Origin of the sequence: Actinomyces sp. ICM39 (genome assembly GCF_000282935.1) — a bacterium.
GTDB lineage: Bacteria > Actinomycetota > Actinomycetes > Actinomycetales > Actinomycetaceae > Pauljensenia > Pauljensenia odontolytica_B.
This window is the reverse complement of the sequence record NZ_ALCB01000007.1, coordinates 19,359-39,854: the sequence shown is the minus strand read 5'-3', so window position 1 is coordinate 39,854 and position 20,496 is coordinate 19,359. Positions and strand designations below refer to the sequence as shown.

The window sequence follows — 20,496 nt, the reverse complement described above, 5'->3', positions numbered from 1 at the left end:
TTGTTGAGCCCGCTGTGGAAGTTGAGCCCGTGCAGTCTGACGTGTGGGGTGCTCCGCAGACCGAGCCCGTGCAGTCCGATGCGTGGGGCGCTCCGCAGGTTGAGGCTGTTGCTCCGGTGGTGGAGGAGGCTCAGCCGGTTGTTGAAGAGCCTGCTGCTGTTGTTGAGCCCGCTGTGGAAGCTGAGCCCGTGCAGTCTGACGTGTGGGGTGCTCCGCAGACTGAGCCTGTTCAGTCTGATGCGTGGGGTGCTCCGCAGGTTGAGGCTGTTGCTCCCGTCGTTGAGCCCGCTGTGGAAGCTGAGCCCGTGCAGTCCGACGCGTGGGGTGCTCCCCAGGTCGAGGCTGTTGCTCCCGTCGTTGAGCCCGAGCCTGTCGTTGAGCCCGAGCCTGTCGTTGAGCCCGAGCCTGTTGCGGACGAACCCCAGCAGAGCGTTGAAGAGGTCCAGCCCTTCGCTGGGGAGCCTCAGGTGACGCCCCTGACGGAAACGCCCGTGGCCTCGGCCCCCTCGATTTCGGACGAGGAACTTGAGCGTACGATCATTGATGGGACGCGCGAGCGTTCCATGGCCGAGATTGTCGCGGAAGAGAACGCTGCGGCGCAGGCCGCTGCCTACGGGCAGAACCCCGCCCAGGCGGCGGGCCAGCAGCAGGGCTACGGCCAGGCGCAGTATGGCGCGCAGCCGAGCCAGCAGTCCCAGTACGCCGCCCCGGGCGGCGCTCAGGGATATGCGCCGGCGGGTCAGCAGCCCTCGTACGCCGCTCAGAGCGGCCAGCAGGGCGCCTCGACGGGCCAGCAGTTTGAGGCTGCCGCCCAGCAGTTTGGCGCAGCCGCTAACACGGCGTTCAACCAGTTCCAGAGCGCCGTCGTTACCGAGACCGGCAAGGTGAAGGGCCGCTCCGTGCGCGCCACCTACGCGCTCATTGGCATGGCCGCTTCGTTCGTCCTGTCGATCGTCTCGATGGTCCTGCCCTTCGGGTCGCTCTACGGCGATTCCTTCACGATGTTCTCGGCGGGCGGCTACGCCTTCTTCCACATCTTCCTCATGCTGATTGCGGTTGGCCTGGGAGCTGCCTACTGGTTCACGAACCAAAAGTGGGCCTTCCTGTCCTCCGGTATCGTCGCGATCCTAACCGCCCTGATTGGTGTTCTCCAGGTGCTCGGTGTTCTCGCGAGGGCCTCGCTTGGTTTCGGCGGTATCCTCTTCCTGATCTTCTCGATCGGCCTCGGTGCTTCCGGTGTTGTCCTGCTCCTGGAACTCAAGAACGGCAAGGTTGCGCCGGTTGACAACCCGAGCGCTCTTGGTGGTGCTTTCACTGGTGCACCCATGAACCAGCCTGGCCAGCAGGCGCAGTATGGCGCTCAGCCTCAGCAGGGTTCCTTCCAGGCTCCCCAGGCCGCTCAGGGCCAGTCGCAGTATGGTGCTCAGGCACAGCAGGGTGGATATCCGGCTGCCCAGCAGCAGGGCGCCTTCCAGTCCCAGCAGGGGCAGTACGGCCAGCCGCAGTACGGCGCTCAGCCCCAGCAGGGCGGCTACCCGGGCGCTCAGCCCCAGCAGGGTGGTTTCCAGGCTCCCCAGGCCGCTCAGGGCCAGCAGCAGTACGGCCAGCAGCAGTACGGCCAGCCGCAGTATGGTCAGCAGCAGTACGGCCAGCCGCAGTATGGCCAGCAGGGCTACAACCAGGGGCAGCAGGGCGATAAGCCCTACAACCCCTTCGGGACGCGTTCGTGACGTGTTGAGATGACACAAGTGGAGGGCCCGCGGCACACGCCGCGGGCCCTCCCATCATGTCGAGATCGTTTACTCGTCGTCGTCTTCGTTGATGTCCACGCCTGCGACGCCGTCGAGGTCCGCGAGGGTCGTCACGAGCAGGGAACGCGAGAGATCCTGGCGCGTGGCTGCGGTGAAACGTGCCGTTGTCGCACGGCCGTTGGCCTCCGTGTGGGTTGATACAGCGGAGACCGTCCAGCCGAGGGCAGACACCTGGCTGAGTAGTGAGGACAGTACCCCGTGTCCGGGGGAGTAGTGGACCGTCAACGTGACCTTGTGTCCGTGCGCGCGCATCAAAATGAACTGGACGAGCGGGGTCAGCAGGGCGATGACGATGAAATGCAAAACGGTGCCGGCCACGGCGAGCCACCACAGGCCTGCGCCGCATGCCATGCCAATTGCGGCGGTCTCCCAGATCGTGGCCGCAGTCGTCAGGCCTCGGATCGCGCCGTGCCGGGTGAGGATGATGCCCGCGCCCAGGAAGCCAATGCCAGACACGATCTGCGAGGCGACGCGCGATGGGTCGTAGCGGGTGATGCCGTCGACGAGGATGTCAGAGAAGCCGTACTTGGAGATGAGCATCATCAAGCAGGCGGTGAGGCCGACGATGGCCTGGGTGCGGATGCCCGCGCTTTTGCCTCGGATCTGGCGTTCGAGACCGATGGACGCAGCGAGGACGAGGGCGAGGAGCATCCAACCGATGCTCATGAGGGATTGCGTCATAGGAACCTCCTGCGTGGCGTGGGTGGGTTTAGTGTAACCGCCCGGCGTGTGTGTGACTCGTTTGGTCGGGCGAGGCCGTGGCGGGGCGTGGGGTGTCAAGAGCGGAGGGACAGCTCCGGCCTCGTTAAAGAATGAGAAAAGAATCTACCAACGTCGACACAAGCGTTTGTGGGACTAAGATGGGACTCGACGATCGACAGATGAGGAACCGACTCATGGCTACCCCCACTCCCGACGACATCGCCAACGATGTGCAGGAGCGCTCCAACACCGCGCTCAAGCGCGGCCTGGCGTCGCGTCACATGCAGATGATCGCCATCGGCGGCGCTATCGGAACGGGCCTGTTCCTGGCCTCCGGTGCGACGGTCGCAAACGCCGGTCCGGGCGGCGCCCTCGTCGCTTACGCAGCGATCGGCCTGATGGTGCTGCTCCTCATGCAGTCGCTGGGTGAGATGAGCGCGCACCAGCCGGTCGCTGGCTCCTTCCAGACTTTCGCCACCAAGTTCATCTCCCCGTCCTTCGGTTTTGCCATGGGGTGGAACTATTGGTTCAACTGGGCGGTGACGGTGGCCGCGGACCTCGTGGCATCGGGACTCGTCATGGCGTATTGGTTTCCGTCCGTTCCCTCGTGGATTTGGGCGGTGGGCTTCCTCGTCATCGTCGTCGGGCTCAACGCGCTCTCGGCGAGAGTCTACGGCGAGGCCGAATTCTGGTTGGCGGCTATCAAGGTCGTCATCGTCATCGTCTTCGTCCTGTCGGGCGTCTTCATGATCGCCGGGGTCATGGGTGAAAACTCTCCGGGCCTGTCGAATTGGACGATTGGGGACGCGCCTTTCCACAACGGCTTCGTGGGCGTCATCGCAGTCTTCATGATCGCGGGCTTCTCTTTCCAGGGCACCGAACTGGTGGGCGTGGCCGCGGGCGAATCTGAGAACCCGCGCAGGGACGTGCCGCGTTCGATCCGCACGGTGTTCTGGCGCATCATGTTCTTCTATATCGGCGCTATCGCGGTCATCGGCACGCTGCTTCCGTACACGGATCCGAGCCTGCTGAGCGCGGCCGATGACTCGGCGAACAACATCGCGCAGTCGCCCTTCACGCTCGTGTTTGCGCGCATGGGCATCGGCGCGGCGGCCGCCGTCATGAATGCGGTCATCCTGACCTCGATCCTGTCCGCGGGTAACTCGGGCCTGTACGCGGCCTCGCGCATGCTGCACTCGATGGCTCTCAAGCGTCAGGCGCCCGCGATCTTCGCCCGCGTCACCAAGGGCGGCGTGCCCGCCTACGCGATGGCCGTGACGACGGTGACGGCGGCGTGTGGCTTCCTCACGCAGCTGGTCTTCAACGATGCCTACATCTGGCTGGTCAACATCGTCGGTATTTCCGGCATCATCATGTGGCTGGGCATCGCGGTCAGTCACATTCGTTTCCGCCGCGCCTACCTGCTACAGGGCTACCGCCTGGAGGACCTGCCGTATCGCTCGCCGTTCTTCCCGGCCGGCCCGATCATCGCTTTTGTCATGTGCCTGGTGGTCATGGCCGGACAGAACTATGAAGCCGTGCTGCATGGCCAGGTCTGGGAGGTTGCCTCCTCCTACATCGGCCTGCCGCTCTTCGGAGTCGTGTGGTGGGGCTATCACGTGGCGCGCAAGGATCGGGTGGTGCCGCTGGCTGAGATGGACGTGGCGCCCGTCGAGATCGAACCCGTCACGCACTGACATCGACGAGGCCGGGCGCAGTGGGCGGGCACGCCCGGGTGCGCCGCTTGTCACCCCTGGGTCTCGCCCGGCGTGGCGGTGCGTGAGCGGCGTGGCACTTCATAGGATGGGGCCATGATCAACACGCGACGCATTCTTGCCGTGACCTCCCTGTCGGCCCTCGTCCTGGGTATTGCTGCCTGCTCCCCGAAGGGCAACCAGCCCGAGGCGGGGTCCGCGGCCTCGTCCAATTCGTCGAGCGCCTCTTCACAGAGCGGCATGCCCGCCCAGAGCGGCGCCGGCCCCCAGAGTGGTGTGCCCGATGAGGGGAACCAGGCCCCCGAGGTGAACGTTGCCGACAATGATCAGCGTTGCGACCTGACGAACTTGCAGCCCTCCATCGACTCCCAGCAGGAGGCGGGCGGCACCACCTACGTGGACATCGGCTTCACGAACGAGGGGCCCTCGTGCTGGATTGACGGCTTCCCGCAGGTCATCTTCTCCGGCGGCGGCTCCGTCATCTCCACCGCCGTGCGCGATGGTGAGGACCCCGGCAACGTCTACACGATCGCTCAGGGAGGCCGCGTGGGCGTGACCCTGACGGCAGAGTCGACGGACGGCGTTGAAGGCTGCAACCCCGCCGATTCGGAGCTGGTCGACATCATGCCCGAGGCCGGCACCGGCGCGACGAGCCTGCAGCTGACCTTGCGCGTGTGCCAGGAGATGCCCTCGGTGTCGGTGAGCCCCTTCGAGCCGCGTTGATGATTCCGTAGACGCGACGCTGCCGGGTGCCCGTGAGGGTGCCCGGCAGTCTTTTGTACGAGCGCCGATGGAAGCGAATATGAGATTTGGGCGTGTGCTGATAGGCTGAACCAGCTGGAAGAAGTCGCGCACTCGCAGCGTCACACCGAGGCGATCGCGTCGGTGCGCGTGACCCCTTCTTCACCGGTCGACGCGTGACCTGTGCGCGCCGACTGCGCACACTGAGATCTTTAAGGAGACACTCTCATGGGTATGCGTTCCACGACGCAGTCGTTCCAGTTCAACGTGCCGTTCGATCAGCTGTTCCCGGCCGCAACCCAGGCCGTGCAGGCTGTCAAGAAGGCGACGCTGACGCGCTCCGACCCGAACGGGCGCGTGATTACTTTCGATACCCCGATGGGCATGATGTCCTGGGGCGAGAACATCATCGTTGGTTTTATTCCCAACGAGGAAGGTGTCGTGGCCGAGATCACCTGCACGACGAAGGGCATGCCGAACCTCATGCAGGACAGCCTCAACCGCAAGCAGATCGGTGCCTACATCGCTGCCCTGTCGAACCTGGTGCAGTCTCCCGCCGTCGAGGTCGCCCGTTCCTGACGACCCGCAAACGCCTGACTCGGCCCCGGCCTCGTGAAATGAACGAGGCCGGGGCCGAGTCTTGTGTGCAGCGCGCGGGCACTGCGTCCTCCCCAGCTGTGCCCGCGCCGGGGAGGATGGGCCGTTACTGCCCGGATGCTTCGGTGAGCGTCCAGCGCTGAGACTTGGAGGTGTCGGAGCACTGCGAGATGACCGCCTGCGTGGCGTCGCGCGTCGTGTCGCCTGGGATCGTCAGGCATAGGCCGGACGCGCGGTTTTCGAGCTGGCCGTTCTCGTTGAGATCCCACTTCTGGGATTCCAGAGCCGGGTAGCAGGTCCACATGTGCGCGACCGTGCCCTCCTTGGTGTAGCCGCCCAGGACGTCGACGCAGCGGTCGCCGATGCGTAGGTGCCCGTCCCCCTCGTAGATGACGGTCTGCGCGGCGCTGTTCCCGGCGCAGTTGCTGTTCGCCACGGGGGTGCCGTTGGATGCCTTCGGGTCCTGGGAGGTCAGGCACTGGCCGAGGCCGTTGCGCAGCTGGCCGACGATCGTTGCGGGCACGAGTCCCGCGTGGTCCGCGTCGGTTGCGGCGGCGTTGTCGGACGTGTTCACTGCCTGAGGTGCAGCAGCTGCGCGGTCCGCGTAGGTGGCGGGGGAGAAGACGACCATGTCCCACGAGGCCAGGCGGCCCACGTTGAACGTGATCGTCGTGCGGCCCTGCTCATCCGTGCCCGTCGTGAAGTCGAGGGGCGTCGCGCGGCCACCGTCAACGTCCGGGCTGACGGCGAAGATCGAACCGGGGATCGCCTCGCCGTCCTCCAGGTGGTAGGTGACGGACGTGTTGTCGAAGGCGAGGATCTGCTTGGCGGCATTACGCCAGTATTCGTCGTTGCCTTCGTTGTCGTTGGTACGCAGGTTGATCAGGTGCAGGGCCGTGCCCGCGTTGGACGTCATCGTGTTCGCCCAGATCGTGTTCGCGGCCCCGTCCGTCGAAGTCGGCAGGCCCACGCCGTTCGTCGAAACCTCGACCTGGCGTTCCTTGCGCGTCAGGTTGTCGCCGAAGAGTAGGTTCTCGTAGGCGGTGGAGATGTTGTAGTAGTTCTTCATCCACGCCTGGAGGTCTGGGGACAGTCCTCGGCCGGATTCAGCGAAGAACTGATCGTCCAGCATGCGCCCATAGTCGCCGAGCTCCAGGTGGTGCGCGCCGTTCGCCGCGAACATCGCGTCGGCGAGCTTAACGGAATCTGCGTTGAACTCCCGGAATGTAATGCAGTCTATGTTGACGGGCGCGTACTTCTCGTACTTGTCGATCGGGAAGGAAATCGTGTGGGTGCCCGGGGTGAGCTCCACGTTGATGCTGATGTCCTCGCGCCAGTCAGAGTCGCTCTGCGTCTTGCTGAAGGTGACGTACTTCAGGAGCTTCTGCTGCCCCTTCTTGCCCATGTCGATCATCACCTGGTGGCTGGCGCCATCTGCCTGCGGGCTCGAGTAACGCGGCGAGAAGGTGAAGGTGCCTCCCTGTCCTGCGTCAACGGTGAAGGTGACGGCGTCGCCGTCCTTGGCAATACCCGACGCGTAGGAGCCGCCAGATGCGGAAGCGTCGCCCGACACGATGGTGACGTCGCCGCTCACGCGCGCCTGGTCGGACTCGGCCTCGATACGCACGCCGTTGTCGGCAGCGATTTCGGGATGCTTGTACTTGTTGGCTGCCGCGTCCCAGTAGCGGGTGGTCGGATCGTAGTCGTTCGCGTAGGCGGCCACGATCAGCGGCTGTTTCGCGCCCGAGCCACGCACACCCTGCAGATAGCTGGCGACCTGTGCGTTCGTCTCGTTGTTGTCCCACAGCTCGGTGTACAGGTACGTGGACGAACCGTTAATGAGCTTGTCGTTGCCAGCGCCATCGGGCAGGTTGATGCCCACCGCGCCCTTCGTCTTCTCGGCCGTCTCGTTAACGAGCGATGACAGGCCTTCGGTCAGGTCGATCTTGTTGCCGGAAGCATCCTTCTTGTGGGTCTGACCGAGCGTGTCAATGTGCGTGCCGGTGAAGTTGAACGTCTTCTTCTGGTCCACGTATTGGCCGGTGATGTAGTCGCGCCAGCCCTTGTTGTTGACGTTCATCATCGTCATGTGGTTCTGGGGCTTGGGCGTGTTGGGGGGCACCTGGACCCACCACTGGCTGCCAAAGTCGCGTTGCCAGTAGGAGCCGTTGTTCTCGCGCAGGATCCAGTCTTCTTTGATGGCGTTCGTGTCGTAGCCGTCGTTGGCTGCGTACGCCATGGAGTAGGCCAGCGAGGCGGCGCCGACGTTGTCCGCGGTGGTCACGTAGGTGTTGATGGTCGCAGCGGAGGCGTAGGTGTCTCGGTACCACAGCGGCCACTCGTTTTTGAGGTCGCCTTTGGCGACGGGCTGCTCGTGGCGGTACTGCCAGTCGTAGTACTGGAAGGCGTTGAGGTGGTAGTCCTGGCTGAGCTTCGTGACGTAGTCGGACGGGGCGTGGAAGAGGTAGGGCTCGTAGGTGGCGTTGTCCGCCAAGCCATCGGGGGCAGCGGGCTTGAAGTGGGAGAGGTAGCCCATGCGTGGGAAGCGCGTCCAGTTGGTGGAGGCGTCGATGGCGGTTTCCGCGTGTGTGCCGTCCCCGCCGGTCGCGGTGACGAGGTACCCCTGGTTGTTCTCGCTCGGCGTCGTGTAGGTCCAGGTGGCCTTGCCGTTTGTTACGGTGGCGTCGCCCGAGTTGATTTCGACGCCGAGGTGGCTGACGGAGAAGTGGACGGTTCCCCCGGTCGAGGCCTCGGCCGTGATCGTCGCCTGCTTATCCGGTTCGTGTGTGGACTTGTCCGTGTAGGCGCGGGTGACGTGCGCCGTGCCCGTGGCGGTGGCCGGTGTGCTGCTCGGCAGGGGCAGAGCGGTGGCGACGACCGCGGTGCCCAGCACGATGGCGGCGGGGATGGTCAGGGGATGTCGTGTCTCCATGACGTGTGTGTCCTCGAAATCGTTGACGGGACTGCCCGGTGGGGGAGTCATGCGCGTGAAAATGCGCCCATTCAACGGTAAAGCGATTTTTCAGTAAATTAACCGACAATATGGTCATGCTGAGTGAAAATGTCCCGCAGTGCGGACAAGTAAAATCGTGGGTCGGTTGAATTTCTGTGTATTTGCCGGGTGTTGTGCGCCCGTGAGCTGGTGTAATGGCTGTTATGTGAGGATGGGGTCTGTCGTTGTTTTATGAAAGTGTCTAACAGGGGCGCAGTGGGGAGTATCCTGAAAAGTTGGGTTTTGCGAGTCCGTTTCGCTCGCTCTGTTCTCATTGACGAGGCCGGGGCCGGAGTGGGTGGAAATCGGGTGTGTTATCGGCCCTTAGCAGGTCGCTTATGCAGTAAGCTAGGCCACATGAATCGCCCGCGTGCAGTGGCGAGCGAATGTCGAGCAAGGGATCAGCGAGGAGTGTCGTAGCTCCTCGCCCAGAAAAGAGGGCATAGTGGCGGCAGTGATCGAGCGAGCCGAGCTGCATAAGACGATCTGGCGTATCGCCAACGACCTGCGCGGCAGCGTGGACGGGTGGGACTTCAAGAGCTACGTCCTGGGCTTCCTGTTCTACCGCTTCATCTCGGAGAATCTGACGGACTACGTGAACGCCTCTGAGCGCGAGGCAATTATCGCCGAAGGGGGAACCCCTGTAGAGGCCGCAGCCTTCGATTACGCGACCCTCAGCAACGAGGACGCGGAAGCCGCGCGTGAAGGCATCGTCAAGGAAAAGGGCTTCTTTATTCGTCCCTCTGACTTGTTTGGGAACGTGCGCGCCCAGGCTGCCGGTGACGAGAACCTGAACGAGACCCTCTCCTATGCCTTCCGCTTCATTGAAAACTCGGCGCGGGGCAGCGGCTCCGAGTCTGACCTGCGCGGCCTCTTCGACGACGTGGACGTGAACTCCACGAAGCTCGGGAACACCGTCGCCCAGCGTAACGCGAAGCTCGTCAAGATCATGGATGCTGTCGGAGATCTGCCCCTGGAACACGGTGCTGCGCAGATCGATGCCTTCGGTGATGCCTACGAGTACCTGATGACCATGTATGCCTCGAGTGCGGGCAAGTCGGGCGGTGAGTTCTACACGCCCCAGGAGGTCGCCGAAGTCCTCGCGACCCTCGCCCTGGATGGGCGCTCCGATGTGACGCGCGTGTACGACCCGTGCGCTGGCTCGGGGTCCCTGCTCCTGAAGTTCGCGAAGCTTCTCGGACCGTCGAGCAGCCGTCAGTATTTCGGCCAGGAGATCAACCTGACGACGTACAACCTGTGCCGCATCAACATGTTCCTGCACGACGTCAACTTCTCGAACTTCGACATCGCGCTGGGGGATACTCTGACGGAACCGGCCCACTGGGACGATCAGCCTTTCGATGCGATCGTCTCGAACCCTCCGTATTCGACCAAGTGGGTGGGCAAGGACGACATCGCTCTCATTAATGATCCGCGCTTCGCGCCGCCGGGCGTTCTGGCCCCCAAATCTAAGGCTGACCTGGCCTTCACCATGCACATGCTGCACTGGCTGGCCGAGGATGGGACGGCCGCTATCGTCGAGTTCCCGGGTGTCCTGTACCGCGGTGCCGCCGAGGGGAAGATCCGCAAATACCTGGTGGAGAACAACTTCGTGCACGCGGTCATCCAGCTGCCGCCGGACCTGTTCTTTGGGACCACGATCGCGACCTGCATCATCGTGCTCAAGAAGGCGCGCGCCGACCACAGTGTTCTCTTCGTGGATGCCTCCGCCGAGTGCGTGCGCGAGGGGAACAAGAACCGCCTGACGGCGGAGAACCAGCAGCGGATCCTCTCCCTGGTGTCGCAGCGTCAGGCGGTGGATCACGTGGCCGCCCTGGTGTCGATCGACGACATTAAGGACAATGACTGGAACCTGTCGGTGTCCTCCTATGTCGAGCCCGAGGATACGCGCGAGCAGGTGGACATCGTCGAGCTGAACACTCGGATCGCCGGCATCGTGGAGCGTCAGCGTGAGCTGCGCGCCTCCATCGACGCGATCGTCGCAGAACTGGAGGCCGACCGATGAGCCGCCTCGCCGAGCTGATCGAGGAGCTGTGCCCGGATGGGGTGGAGTACAAGCCTATTGGTTCCTTCGCGCAGTGCGTGGCAGGTGCGACTCCGAATTCGAAAGATCCTTCGCTCTGGGATGGCAATATCCCATGGATGAGTTCCGGTGAAGTTAATAAGAGAATTATTCGCTCAACGGATCGCTGTATCACACAGCGCGGTTTTGATTCTTGTAGTACGAAAATGATTCCAGCCGGTGCAGTCGTTGTTGCGCTCGCCGGGCAAGGGAAGACTCGTGGGACGGTTGCGCGAACGCGAATCGAGTTATGTACGAACCAATCCCTTTGTGCTATTATTTCTGATGCGAATGTTGATTCTGATTTTCTATTTCACTATTTGGTGAGTCAGTATAATAACCTCCGGGCCGTATCCTCTGGGGATGGTACTCGTGGTGGTCTCAATCTGAAAATGATTAGAGAATACAGAGTTCCTGTTCCTCCGGTGGAAATTCAGCGTGAGATCGTGAGAATATTGGATCAGTTCACGACGCTGGAAGCGGAGCTGGAAGCGGAGCTGGAAGTAAGACGGGCCCAGTATGAGCACTACCGCACCCACTTGCTCTCCTATGAATCCCTGGCTGCCCGTGGTCAAGTGAGGTGGTGTGCGCTTGGAGATGTTGTTCGTATCTGTAATGGGAGAGACTATAAGACTTTATCCGCTGGTGATGTTCCAGTTTATGGGTCGGGTGGAGTGATGACCTATGTTTCTGATTATCTATCGGTTGGTCCAACTGTCTTAATTCCGCGAAAAGGGTCACTTGACAACATTTACTTTGTGGAAGGGCAATTTTGGACGGTTGATACTATCTTCTACACGGAAATCGGCGATGCCCTGCATCCAAAGTTCTTCTTTCATTACATGAAACAAATGAAACTATCTCGGATGAATGAGGCTGCGGGAGTTCCAAGTATGACTCAAAGGAAACTGAGTAGCATACGCATACCTATTCCTTCCTATGAAGAACAGCGGCGAATTGCCGACTTGCTGGACCGCTTCGACGCCCTCGTGAACGATATTTCGTCGGGCCTGCCCGCCGAGATCGCTGCTCGCCGTGCCCAGTACGAGCACTACAGGGATCGTCTGCTGTCCTTCCCCGAGAAAGCTGCCTCCGGGGACGATGCATCATAGAAACGTGTTCCCCTCGCGCGTGCGCGAGGGGAACACGAGGGCGTGACTTCAGCTTGCCGTCCACGAGTGGACTATTACGAGGCCCTGTTTTGTCGGGTTTCGCGGTCGTCGTCTGCAGGAGAACTGCTTCGTACCCGTTTCAGCCCTTGCCCTGCGATTATCCTAGTGGGCATAGCGGCGCCAGAGCAACGGGGCAGCATTAGGCAATTAAGCAAGGACAGGATGTTCCTGGTAGTAGCTGCGCATTGCTTCCTGCGTGATAACTGCATTCGAGGGATCGGATGGTGCCAGTCCCTCGCGTGCATTCAGCCAGGGCGATTCAAGGTGCGTCCGTTCGCTCAGCTCGGCACCTGTCATGTCGCCCAGTGCAGAACACACGCTATCGATGAGAGCGCGTTCAGCATCGGTGAGAGCAGACGAGTCGCCGGACACCAGTTCGCCCGGACGAATCAGGAACATTCCGCGATGCAGTGCATAGAGCTCGGGGGCAACGGGGCCACCGCGCCACGCCTCAAAGTCCTCAGGGAAGAGGGAGGACCCGTACTGAGCGAGGTGCTGAGCTTGAGAATAGAAGGCAAGCTTCTGGAGCTTCATCGTCGTCACAGTGCCAGTACGCTCCAGGATGTAGGTCGCAACGTCGATGATTGTCTGTGCCATGTTCGCTCCCTCCCCTTGATCGCCTCTGGGTCACTATACTCCGAATATGGCTGAAAAACAGCAGGACCGTGTCAGTCGCAAGGCAGCAACCAAAGCTGGTGTGCTCCTGAGTGCTAGCGATGAACTTGACGCTGTATCACTGGCCACCGCTCAGGCTTGGCGAGTGCAACACCTGGAACCGACTGCACGTTGTTTTGAAGCGCTGACACAGTGTGCCAAACACTTTGACGGTGCTGTGGTCTCGTACCGGCTGAAACGCATGACGTCGATCCTCCGTAAACTACAGCGGAGGAACAGTAACTTCGAGCTGGGTGCGCTCGACGATATCGGCGGCTGCCGTCTCATCGTGGGAAGTGTTCGAGAGGTATATGAGGCCGCTCAAATCCTTGACGATCTTCTTGAACATTGGAAAACAAAAGACTACATAGCGGTACCGCAACGTAGCGGTTACCGGAGCTACCATGCGATCTACAAGGTGCCTGTTGGTGGAATTACGTACCGCATTGAGGTGCAGATACGTACTCGTCTCCAGCACCTTTGGGCAACAGGGGTGGAAGCAGTTGGTGAAGTGTACGGCCTTGAATACAAGAGCCCCGATGTACGTGCTTCGCTAGAAGGAGAAGCACAAAAGCGAGACCGATTCCTCATGCTCAGTTCCCATCTATTTGCGCATGAAGAGGGGAGGCCTGGTGTGCCCGATGTGACAGACGACCTGGCTGTAGTGAGACGTGAAGTGGGCGCGATCTGTAAGTCAACCCATCTGCTCGACGATCTTCGCGCAGCCCGCAGCGGTGTTCTCGTACAGACAGATTCAGATGAAAAAGACGAGTATTTTCTCCTCTGCCTCAGCCGTGAAATCCAGTTCTTTGACGTCGTCGGGTTCCCAGAATTTGAAGCTGCAAATGACGAGTATCAACGCCTCGAGAAGGAAGCGCTTCGGACAGACAGCGGAAATGACGTCACCATTGCTGAACCAGAGTTCGACAATGTTGTCTTGGTGAAAGCGGAGAGTGCAGAAGCCATTAAGAGTTCGTATCTGAACTACAGCCTCGGTGTCGATGGCTTCATCAGGCATGTTGAACAGGCTTCAGGTTTGTCTCTCAGCTGACGCCGCGGTGCAGCCTGGACGCAGATGACGGTGGGTGACGTTAGCATCGGATCAACGCCACCAGACGGGAGGGAAGCCTCCTGCGTGCCAGCCCCGGCCTCGTGAAAGAGACCCGTAGAGAAAGGAACGCGAGTGTCCACCGACGCACCTCGCCCCCGCATCGAACCCGTCGTCGTCTCCGACGAATTCACGGTCGTTGGGCTCTACCACCCGACTCGCGACCAGGAGCAGGACTACCAGAGCGAAGCCGCCCTCGAGGACGACCTCATCAAACAGCTGTGCGCCCAAGCCTACGAATATGTGGACATCCACGACCGCGACGGCCTGGAAGCGAACCTGCGCGTCCAGCTCGAGGCCCTCAATAACTACCGTTTCAGCGACCGGGAATGGAAGGACTTCTACCGTCATTCGATCGTTGACGTCCGCTCCTCCGACGGGAACCCCGTCGTCGCCAAAGCCCGCCGCATCCAGGAGGACCACGTGCAGGTCCTCACCCGCGACGACGGCACCACCAAGAACATCAGCCTCATTGACAAGACGAACATTCACCGCAACAAGGTGCAGGTGATCCGCCAGTACGCCATCGACACGGGCGCGCGCTCCAACCGCTACGACGTCACCATCCTCGTCAACGGCCTGCCCCTGGTCCACATCGAACTCAAGCGGCGCGGTGAAGAACTGCGCCAAGCCTTCAACCAGATCGACCGCTACCAGCGCGACTCCTTCCACGCCGCTGCCGGCGACGGACTCTTCGGCTACGTGCAGATCTTCGTCATCTCCAACGGTGCCCGCACCAAGTACTACTCCAACACCGTGCGCCTCCAGCACATCACCGAAAACCAGGGCACGCGCCGACAGGTGGCCGCCGCCAACGCGCGATCCTACGAATTCACCATGTGGTGGACCGACGCCGCCAACAATCAGATTCCGGACCTCACCGACTTCGCAGCCACATTCCTGGCCAAGCGCACAATCCTCTCCATCCTTACGCGCTACTGTGTGCTCAACACCCGCGATGAACTCCTCGTGATGCGCCCCTACCAGATCGCCGCAACCGAAGCGATCCTCCAGCGCATCAAAACCTCCAGCATGAACAAGCAGACCGGCACTGTCGCCGCCGGCGGATACATCTGGCACACCACCGGTTCGGGAAAGACCCTCACGTCCTTCAAGACCGCGAAGCTCGCCGCAGGCATGGAGGGGGTGGACAAGGTCCTCTTCGTCGTTGACCGCAAGGACCTCGACCACCAGACCATCCGCGAATATAACGCCTTCGCCGAGGGAACCGTCTCCGCCAACCAGTCCACACGCCAGCTCGCCAATCAAATCAACGACCCATCCACACAGATCATCGTCACCACCATCCAAAAGCTCGCGACCTTCGTCAAGAGCCACCGTGGGCACGCCATCTACTCCGGGCACGTCGTCCTCGTCTTCGATGAATGCCACCGCAGCCAGTTCGGCGACATGCACACCGACATCACGCGAGCCTTCCGCAACTACCACCTCTTCGGCTTTACCGGAACGCCCATCTTCGCGGAAAATGCCTCCAGCTCCGGCAAAGCAAACCTACGGACGACCGAGCAGGCCTTCGGCGACCAGCTGCACTCCTACACGATCGTCGACGCCATCCGGGACAAGACCGTCCTGCCGTTCCGCGTCGACTACCTCAACTCGTTCCGCGTGCGAGACGGCATCGACAACCACGACGTCGAAGGCATCGATACTGACAGCGCCTACATGAACCCGCAGCGCATCTCGGCCGTGGTCTCCTACATCCTCGAACACTTCAACCAAAAGACGAAGCGGCATGCCTCCTTCCAGTACAAGGAACGGCGCGTCAACGGCTTCAACTCCCTGTTCGCCACCTCCTCCATCAAAGCTGCTCGCGCCTACTACCAGGAGTTCAAGCGCCAGCAGGCCGACCTGCCGGAGGCGCGCAGGCTCAGCGTCGGAATTATCTACTCATACGCGCCCAACGCCGAGGCGCCGGGTACAGGCCTGCTCTCCGAAGAATCCATGGATCCCTCGGCCCTCTCCCAGGACGACCGTGCCTTCCTCGACGAGGCGATCGCCGACTACAACCAGCAGTTCGGTGCCAGCTTCGGCACCGATGCCTCGGGATTCGAGGGATACTACACGAGCCTGTCAACGGCTCTTGCCGAAAGACGCATCGACCTGGTGATCGTCGTCGACATGTTCCTCACCGGCTTCGACTCCAAGTCCCTCAACACCCTGTGGGTCGACAAGAACCTGCGCGCCCACGGCCTCATCCAGGCCTTCTCGCGCACAAACCGAATCCTCAACTCCGTCAAGACATTCGGAAACATCGTCTGCTTCCGCAACCTCGAAGAGGCCACGAACGACGCGATCGCCCTCTTCGGCAACAAAGAAGCGCGCGGTCAGGTACTCCTGCGCCCATACGGCGAGTACCTGTCCACCTACCTCGAGACCATCGAGCAGCTTCGCATCGACTTCCCCCTGCCCATCGGATCGATCGCATCCGAAAAGGAACAGAAGCGCTTCATCGACCTCATGGGGCAGGTCCTGCGCCTGCGCAATATCCTCACGTCCTTCGATGACTTCGAGGGTGATGACACGATCGCCCCGCGCGAGCTCGAAGACTACAGGAGCGTCTACCTGGACCTCTATCACGAGGCGCGCGAGCGCTCAAAGGTGGAGAAGGAACCGATCGCGGATGAGCTCGTCTTCGAAATGGAGCTCGTCAAGCAGGTCGACATCAACGTCGACTACATCCTCATGCTCGTCGAACACCATCGCGGCGAGCGCGGCGACGGCGACGACCGCGAAATCCCCGTTGAAATCACGCGCGCCCTCGCCGCTTCACCCGCCCTGCGCGGCAAACGCGACCTTATCGAAGAGTTCTACCGCCGAGTGTCCCTCAACGGGGACGTTCCCACAGAGTTCGAGTCCTTCATCGCCGCCAAGCGCGACAGCGAACTCGACGCAATCATCGAGGCCGAACGCCTCGGAGAGGGCGCGCGGGACTTCGCGTACGACTCCCTGCGCGAGGGCTACGTCCCCGACGAAGGGACAGGCCTGTCCTCGATCCTCCCGCCGGCCCGCCGCTTCGGTGGCGGTGGCAGCCGCGAAGCCATCCGCTCGCGCGTCCTCGACGCCCTGCGGACCTGGGTCGAACGATTCTCCGGACTCGGAGGACTCTGACGAACCGGCCCCGGCCTCGTGAAAGCGAGGTCGGGGCCGGGTTGCGCATTCTGCTGGTGGCAGGGGAGTGGTCGAGGCTGCTCCTGAGAAGACGTACTACAGCTTGTCGTTGTCGTTGTCGTTGTCGTTGTCGTTGTCGGCTTCAGTGACCGCGGTGGTGGTCGTAGGGGTGTCTGCCTCTGTGTCTTCGGAATCGCTGAGGTTTTCGGTTTCAGCCGGATCGGTGGGACTGTCAGAGGCGCTGGGTGTGGCAGTTCGCTGAGGATCCGGCGAGTGGAAGATCTCGCGGAGCCCCCACGCGCAGAAAGCAGCGAAGAAGTGGAAGGGCATCCATGAAGTCACGAGCCACCAGTCGGACCCGCTGCCGGCAATGCCCGCCGCCAGTCGTCCGAACCACCACAGGATGGGTACGTCGATGAGGACAGTAACCGCGATCACGATAGCCTTCCACAACCCTGCGTAGTCGAGAAAATCCCGGGAGATGGACGCCAACACCTGGAAGAAGGTGAAGAAGCCCATGAGACAGAAAAAAGCCAACAGAACGAGGCTGGATGACAAGGAGAGTACGAGTAAGACCAGGAGGCCCACTTGGAGCATCAGATACCGGACGATGAACGTAATAATCCCTCGAGGGTCCCGCATATCAATCATGCCCCCATCCTAACGGGGCCCTCAGGCGCGAGGTCCAGCCCCTCATGACCCTTGGTCACGGCGATACTAGCCCGCTCTGCTTCCTCCCCCGGCCTCGTTTATCAATGAACGAACATGGTCAGCGGGCTCGATCTAAGGCTCCTACACTGTTTTTCACACGCCACAATAGAGGACGGCCGCTCAATGCAGCGCAGGCTCAGATGAGTGTGTTGTTGAGCGGGAAAGCGAGGAAGAACGATGTCGTCCAGCAACCAATACCTGGATTTCGTGCTCGACCTGCTGGGCGAGCTGGACGACGTGGCGCACCGCAAGATGATGGGCGGATACGTCCTCTACTACCGGGGCAAGGTCATCGGCGGCATCTACCGCGGCGACCGCTTCCTGCTCAAGGTCACGCCCGCCTCCGAACGGCTTCTGCCCGAGGCCCCACACGCCATCCCTTACGAGGGAGGGAAGGAGATGCTCCTCGTCGAGGTGGAGGATCGCGACGTACTGCGCGACGTCGTCGACGCGATGTGGGAGGAGCTACCTGCACCGAAGAAGAGGAACAAGAAGTAGACGCGGCCCCGGCCTCGTTCATTCATCGACGAGGCCGGGGCCGGGGTGTGTGCTCTGCCTGAGGGTGGGGGAGCGGTTGAGCCGCTCCCAAAAACGGACTACTGCTTGTCGGTGTCGGTGTCGGTGTCGGTGTCGGTGTCGGTGTCGGTGTCGGTGTCGGTGTCGGTGTCGGTGTCGGCTTCGGTAACCCCGGTGGTGGTCGTCGGGGTGTCTGCCTCTGTGTCTTCGGAATTGCTGTTCTCACTGTCGTCAGGCTCAACGGTGCTGTCAGGGGCGCTGGGTGTGGCAGTTCGCTGAGGATCCGGCGAGTGGAAGATCTCGCGGAGCCCCCACGCGAAGAAGGCAGCGACGAAGTGGAAAGGCAACCATATGGCCACGAGCTCCCAGTTGGAGTCCACGAAAAACCCCGAGACTATTCCTCCCAGCCACCACAGGACCGCCACGTCGGAGAGGAGGGCGCCCGCGATCGCGACAGGCTTCCACGACCCGGCCTTGTCGAGGAACTTTCGGGGGATGGCTATCAATACCTGGAGGAAGGTGAAGAAGCCTATGAAACCGAAGAAGTAAATCAGGGCGATCTCCACGACATAGGAGAGCGTGAACCCGAGTAGGAAGACCGCGTGGAGCACCAGGTACCGGATAAAGAAGCTACCAATCCCTCGCGGGTCACGCGTATCTGTCATGCCCCCATCCTAACGGGGCCCTGAAGTGTGCAGGTAAGTGCATCAGAGTACCGCTGTTGCATGGTTACACCGCCCGAGCAATCCTCCCTCCTCCAGATCCATCATGCTCCCGGCCCCGGCCTCGTATTGGACGAGACCAGGGCCGGGCTGCATGTTCCGCCTGATGGCAGGGGAGCAGAAGCTCAGAGTGAAGAGACGAACTCCGCGAGGCGCTTCGCGTGCTCGCGCGAACGCTCCACCATGTCGGCGCGCGCCGCCTCATCCGTGCGATTCGCGTACGACACCCCGTACAGGGGAAGGGTCCCCGCAAACTCCATGCCCGTCAGCGCACACGTCGCCTTCGCGGGCGTCAGCAAGTCGTTGAAATCGACGGAATCTAGCGCGTAGTAAGCCTGAGAAGCCCCCGTCGTTACCGACACGACCAGCTTCTTACCGCGCAGAGCCGTACCCGAAGACCCGTGGCTGAAACCGCGCACAAACACGTCCTCCATCCACTTCTGCAGCAACGCAGGCCAGCCGTACCACCACAGCGGATACTGCAACACGATGACGTCCGCGGCGCGAAGCTTTTCCTGCTCCGCCTCAACGTCGAACGTGTACTCCGGATAGAGGTCATCGAGATGATCAATCTCGGCGCCAGGAAGCAGGATCGCAAGCTCCTCCAGGATCGTCTTATTCGCAACCGAATCATCGCCGGTGCGCGGGTGTCCCGACACAATCAGAACGTTGGACATCGTATTTCCTTTCGTTGATGCGAGGAGTCTACGCCCGCCCGCGGGCCCATGAACAGGGCATGGATACCCGTTTCGCGCGGGGTGAAGCCCAGACCCCGAACACAAAACGACACGGGACTACAGTAGAAGCATGGCCTCCATGGACTCTCAGCCCCTCACCATGAACCGCATCCTCCTCGTCATCGCAACGGGCGTGGGCGCTGGCTTCCTCTCCGGGCTCTTTGGAGTGGGCGGCGGCCTCGTCATCGTGCCCGCCCTGATGGCCGTCCTGGGCATGGATCAGCGCCGAGCCTCGGCCACGTCGCTCGCCGCCATCATCGTCACCGCCGCCGTCGGCTCGGGAAACTACGCCCTGCACGGCGAGGTCTCCTGGGCGGGCGCCGCCCTCCTCGTCGTCGGCGCGCTCGCGGGCTCTCAGATCGGTGTGTGGCTCCTGCGCCGCCTCCCCGCGCCCGCCCTGCCCTGGATCCTCATCGGCTTCACCGTCTTCGTCATCGTCTCCCAATACCTGCACGTCCCCACGCGAGAGGGAACGGTGTCGCTGACACTGGCCTCGTGCGCGCTCATGATCCTGGTGGGCCTGTGCGCCGGCATCCTCTCCGGCCTGGTTGGCGTGGGTGGCGGATCCGTCATCGTTCCTGGCATGGAGCTCGCCGTCGGCGCGGGAGACCTCATCGCGCGCGGCACGTCCCTCCTCGTCATGATCCCCACCGGCATAGCCGGCACTGTCACCAACCTGCGCCACCGCATGGTCGACCTGCGCATCGGCCTCATTGTCGGCGTATCCGCGGCAGCCACGACCCCCGTCGGGCGCCTCGTGGCTACGTGGGTGTCCCCGAGCGTGGGCGCGATCCTCTTCAACATCTTCCTGCTGTCCATCATTGCCTCGACGATCCTGAAGATGCGTAAGAAGGCGCACGCCCAGGGCTAAACGATTCCGTACGGAATAGCGGCTTTGCCTGCGAGTTTCCCGTTTGATCAGGGAGGCATCTTCTACGCCAGCCGCGACTGCGGTCGCCTAGAAATTTCGCATGCAATTCCCGACCACTGCTTCGTGGGTGCCACGAGAAAACCGCATGATTCCAACGATCTGATTTCAAAAGTCAAAACAGTTGAGAGGGAATTGCATGCGAAATTGGTGAGAGGGCGGAAAATATCGTCAGGAA

General features: G+C 61.8%; 16 protein-coding genes. 10 read left to right on the top strand and 6 right to left on the bottom strand.

Annotated elements, in window-relative coordinates; genetic code table 11:
- A partial coding sequence (locus tag HMPREF1137_RS10325) for a hypothetical protein (RefSeq protein WP_231283980.1) occupies positions 1-1,730 on the top strand: 1,730 nt, incomplete at its 5' end.
- A gap of 69 nt (positions 1,731-1,799) precedes the next feature.
- Here the strand turns inward: HMPREF1137_RS10325 and HMPREF1137_RS00295 are convergent.
- Complete coding sequence (locus HMPREF1137_RS00295) at positions 1,800-2,492, bottom strand: MgtC/SapB family protein (protein ID WP_007587491.1); 693 nt, start codon at positions 2,490-2,492, stop codon at positions 1,800-1,802.
- A gap of 215 nt (positions 2,493-2,707) precedes the next feature.
- Between HMPREF1137_RS00295 and HMPREF1137_RS00290 the strand changes: the two genes are divergently transcribed.
- The 3 genes from HMPREF1137_RS00290 (at position 2,708) to HMPREF1137_RS00280 (ending at position 5,548) form a co-directional block, all read left to right on the top strand.
- The gene (locus HMPREF1137_RS00290; protein WP_034495990.1) at positions 2,708-4,210 is read left to right on the top strand and encodes an amino acid permease; all 1,503 of its coding nucleotides are present in this window, start codon (positions 2,708-2,710) and stop codon (positions 4,208-4,210) included.
- Positions 4,211-4,324: 114 nt separating this feature from the next.
- Positions 4,325-4,951, top strand: a complete 627-nt coding sequence (locus HMPREF1137_RS00285; RefSeq protein ID WP_007587450.1) for a DUF4232 domain-containing protein — start codon at positions 4,325-4,327, stop codon at positions 4,949-4,951.
- A 246-nt stretch (positions 4,952-5,197) separates the two neighbouring features.
- The gene (locus HMPREF1137_RS00280; protein WP_007587465.1) at positions 5,198-5,548 is read left to right on the top strand and encodes a hypothetical protein; all 351 of its coding nucleotides are present in this window, start codon (positions 5,198-5,200) and stop codon (positions 5,546-5,548) included.
- Positions 5,549-5,672: 124 nt separating this feature from the next.
- Here the strand turns inward: HMPREF1137_RS00280 and HMPREF1137_RS00275 are convergent, their stop codons facing one another.
- The gene (locus HMPREF1137_RS00275; RefSeq protein WP_034495988.1) at positions 5,673-8,498 is read right to left on the bottom strand and encodes a glycoside hydrolase family 66 protein; all 2,826 of its coding nucleotides are present in this window, start codon (positions 8,496-8,498) and stop codon (positions 5,673-5,675) included.
- A 505-nt stretch (positions 8,499-9,003) separates the two neighbouring features.
- Between HMPREF1137_RS00275 and HMPREF1137_RS00270 the strand changes: the two genes are divergently transcribed.
- Positions 9,004-10,584: a type I restriction-modification system subunit M gene (locus tag HMPREF1137_RS00270; RefSeq protein ID WP_034495972.1), complete on the top strand. Its 1,581-nt coding sequence runs from the start codon at positions 9,004-9,006 to the stop codon at positions 10,582-10,584.
- Positions 10,581-11,753: a restriction endonuclease subunit S gene (locus tag HMPREF1137_RS09815; RefSeq protein ID WP_007587488.1), complete on the top strand. Its 1,173-nt coding sequence runs from the start codon at positions 10,581-10,583 to the stop codon at positions 11,751-11,753. Before HMPREF1137_RS00270 ends, HMPREF1137_RS09815 begins: the two co-directional genes overlap by 4 nt.
- 207 nt (positions 11,754-11,960) lie before the next feature.
- Here HMPREF1137_RS09815 and HMPREF1137_RS00260 read toward each other — a convergent pair whose 3' ends face one another.
- The gene (locus tag HMPREF1137_RS00260) at positions 11,961-12,410 is read right to left on the bottom strand and encodes a Panacea domain-containing protein (protein ID WP_007587470.1); all 450 of its coding nucleotides are present in this window, start codon (positions 12,408-12,410) and stop codon (positions 11,961-11,963) included.
- Between the two features lie 46 nt (positions 12,411-12,456).
- Here HMPREF1137_RS00260 and HMPREF1137_RS09810 point away from each other — a divergent pair, with 46 nt between their 5' ends.
- Together HMPREF1137_RS09810 and HMPREF1137_RS00250 are read left to right on the top strand one after the other, a co-directional pair.
- Positions 12,457-13,518 (top strand): RelA/SpoT domain-containing protein, encoded by a 1,062-nt coding sequence (locus HMPREF1137_RS09810; RefSeq protein ID WP_081493480.1) that lies wholly within the window; start codon positions 12,457-12,459, stop codon positions 13,516-13,518.
- Positions 13,519-13,650: 132 nt separating this feature from the next.
- Positions 13,651-16,704 (top strand): type I restriction endonuclease subunit R, encoded by a 3,054-nt coding sequence (locus HMPREF1137_RS00250; RefSeq protein ID WP_007587456.1) that lies wholly within the window; start codon positions 13,651-13,653, stop codon positions 16,702-16,704.
- Between the two features lie 96 nt (positions 16,705-16,800).
- Here HMPREF1137_RS00250 and HMPREF1137_RS00245 read toward each other — a convergent pair whose 3' ends face one another.
- On the bottom strand, positions 16,801-17,355 hold the full coding sequence (locus HMPREF1137_RS00245; protein ID WP_034495965.1) for a hypothetical protein: 555 nt from the start codon (positions 17,353-17,355) through the stop codon (positions 16,801-16,803).
- Between the two features lie 237 nt (positions 17,356-17,592).
- Here HMPREF1137_RS00245 and HMPREF1137_RS00240 point away from each other — a divergent pair, with 237 nt between their 5' ends.
- Positions 17,593-17,913: a TfoX/Sxy family protein gene (locus HMPREF1137_RS00240; protein WP_007587464.1), complete on the top strand. Its 321-nt coding sequence runs from the start codon at positions 17,593-17,595 to the stop codon at positions 17,911-17,913.
- Between the two features lie 98 nt (positions 17,914-18,011).
- Here the strand turns inward: HMPREF1137_RS00240 and HMPREF1137_RS10205 are convergent, their stop codons facing one another.
- Both HMPREF1137_RS10205 and HMPREF1137_RS00230 read right to left on the bottom strand, forming a co-directional pair.
- Complete coding sequence (locus HMPREF1137_RS10205; protein ID WP_007587451.1) at positions 18,012-18,596, bottom strand: hypothetical protein; 585 nt, start codon at positions 18,594-18,596, stop codon at positions 18,012-18,014.
- 182 nt (positions 18,597-18,778) lie between these two features.
- A complete protein-coding gene (locus tag HMPREF1137_RS00230) occupies positions 18,779-19,330 on the bottom strand; it encodes an NAD(P)H-dependent oxidoreductase (protein WP_007587472.1) in 552 nt (183 codons plus the stop codon).
- 130 nt (positions 19,331-19,460) lie between these two features.
- Here HMPREF1137_RS00230 and HMPREF1137_RS00225 point away from each other — a divergent pair, with 130 nt between their 5' ends.
- Entirely contained in the window at positions 19,461-20,261 is an 801-nt protein-coding gene (locus HMPREF1137_RS00225) for a sulfite exporter TauE/SafE family protein (protein WP_007587485.1), read from the top strand.
- Positions 20,262-20,496 lie beyond the last annotated feature (235 nt).

Bases quoted from the DNA above. Each gene is read 5' to 3' on its own strand.
- HMPREF1137_RS09810 (WP_081493480.1), top strand. From the start codon at position 12,457: ATGGCTGAAAAACAGCAGGACCGTGTCAGTCGCAAGGCAGCAACCAAA.
- HMPREF1137_RS00295 (WP_007587491.1), bottom strand. From the start codon at position 2,492: ATGACGCAATCCCTCATGAGCATCGGTTGGATGCTCCTCGCCCTCGTC.
- HMPREF1137_RS09815 (WP_007587488.1), top strand. From the start codon at position 10,581: ATGAGCCGCCTCGCCGAGCTGATCGAGGAGCTGTGCCCGGATGGGGTG.
- HMPREF1137_RS00245 (WP_034495965.1), bottom strand. From the start codon at position 17,355: ATGATTGATATGCGGGACCCTCGAGGGATTATTACGTTCATCGTCCGG.
- HMPREF1137_RS00230 (WP_007587472.1), bottom strand. From the start codon at position 19,330: ATGTCCAACGTTCTGATTGTGTCGGGACACCCGCGCACCGGCGATGAT.
- HMPREF1137_RS00225 (WP_007587485.1), top strand. From the start codon at position 19,461: ATGGCCTCCATGGACTCTCAGCCCCTCACCATGAACCGCATCCTCCTC.
- HMPREF1137_RS00280 (WP_007587465.1), top strand. From the start codon at position 5,198: ATGGGTATGCGTTCCACGACGCAGTCGTTCCAGTTCAACGTGCCGTTC.
- HMPREF1137_RS00260 (WP_007587470.1), bottom strand. From the start codon at position 12,410: ATGGCACAGACAATCATCGACGTTGCGACCTACATCCTGGAGCGTACT.
- HMPREF1137_RS00285 (WP_007587450.1), top strand. From the start codon at position 4,325: ATGATCAACACGCGACGCATTCTTGCCGTGACCTCCCTGTCGGCCCTC.
- HMPREF1137_RS00275 (WP_034495988.1), bottom strand. From the start codon at position 8,498: ATGGAGACACGACATCCCCTGACCATCCCCGCCGCCATCGTGCTGGGC.
- HMPREF1137_RS00240 (WP_007587464.1), top strand. From the start codon at position 17,593: ATGTCGTCCAGCAACCAATACCTGGATTTCGTGCTCGACCTGCTGGGC.
- HMPREF1137_RS00290 (WP_034495990.1), top strand. From the start codon at position 2,708: ATGGCTACCCCCACTCCCGACGACATCGCCAACGATGTGCAGGAGCGC.
- HMPREF1137_RS10205 (WP_007587451.1), bottom strand. From the start codon at position 18,596: ATGACAGATACGCGTGACCCGCGAGGGATTGGTAGCTTCTTTATCCGG.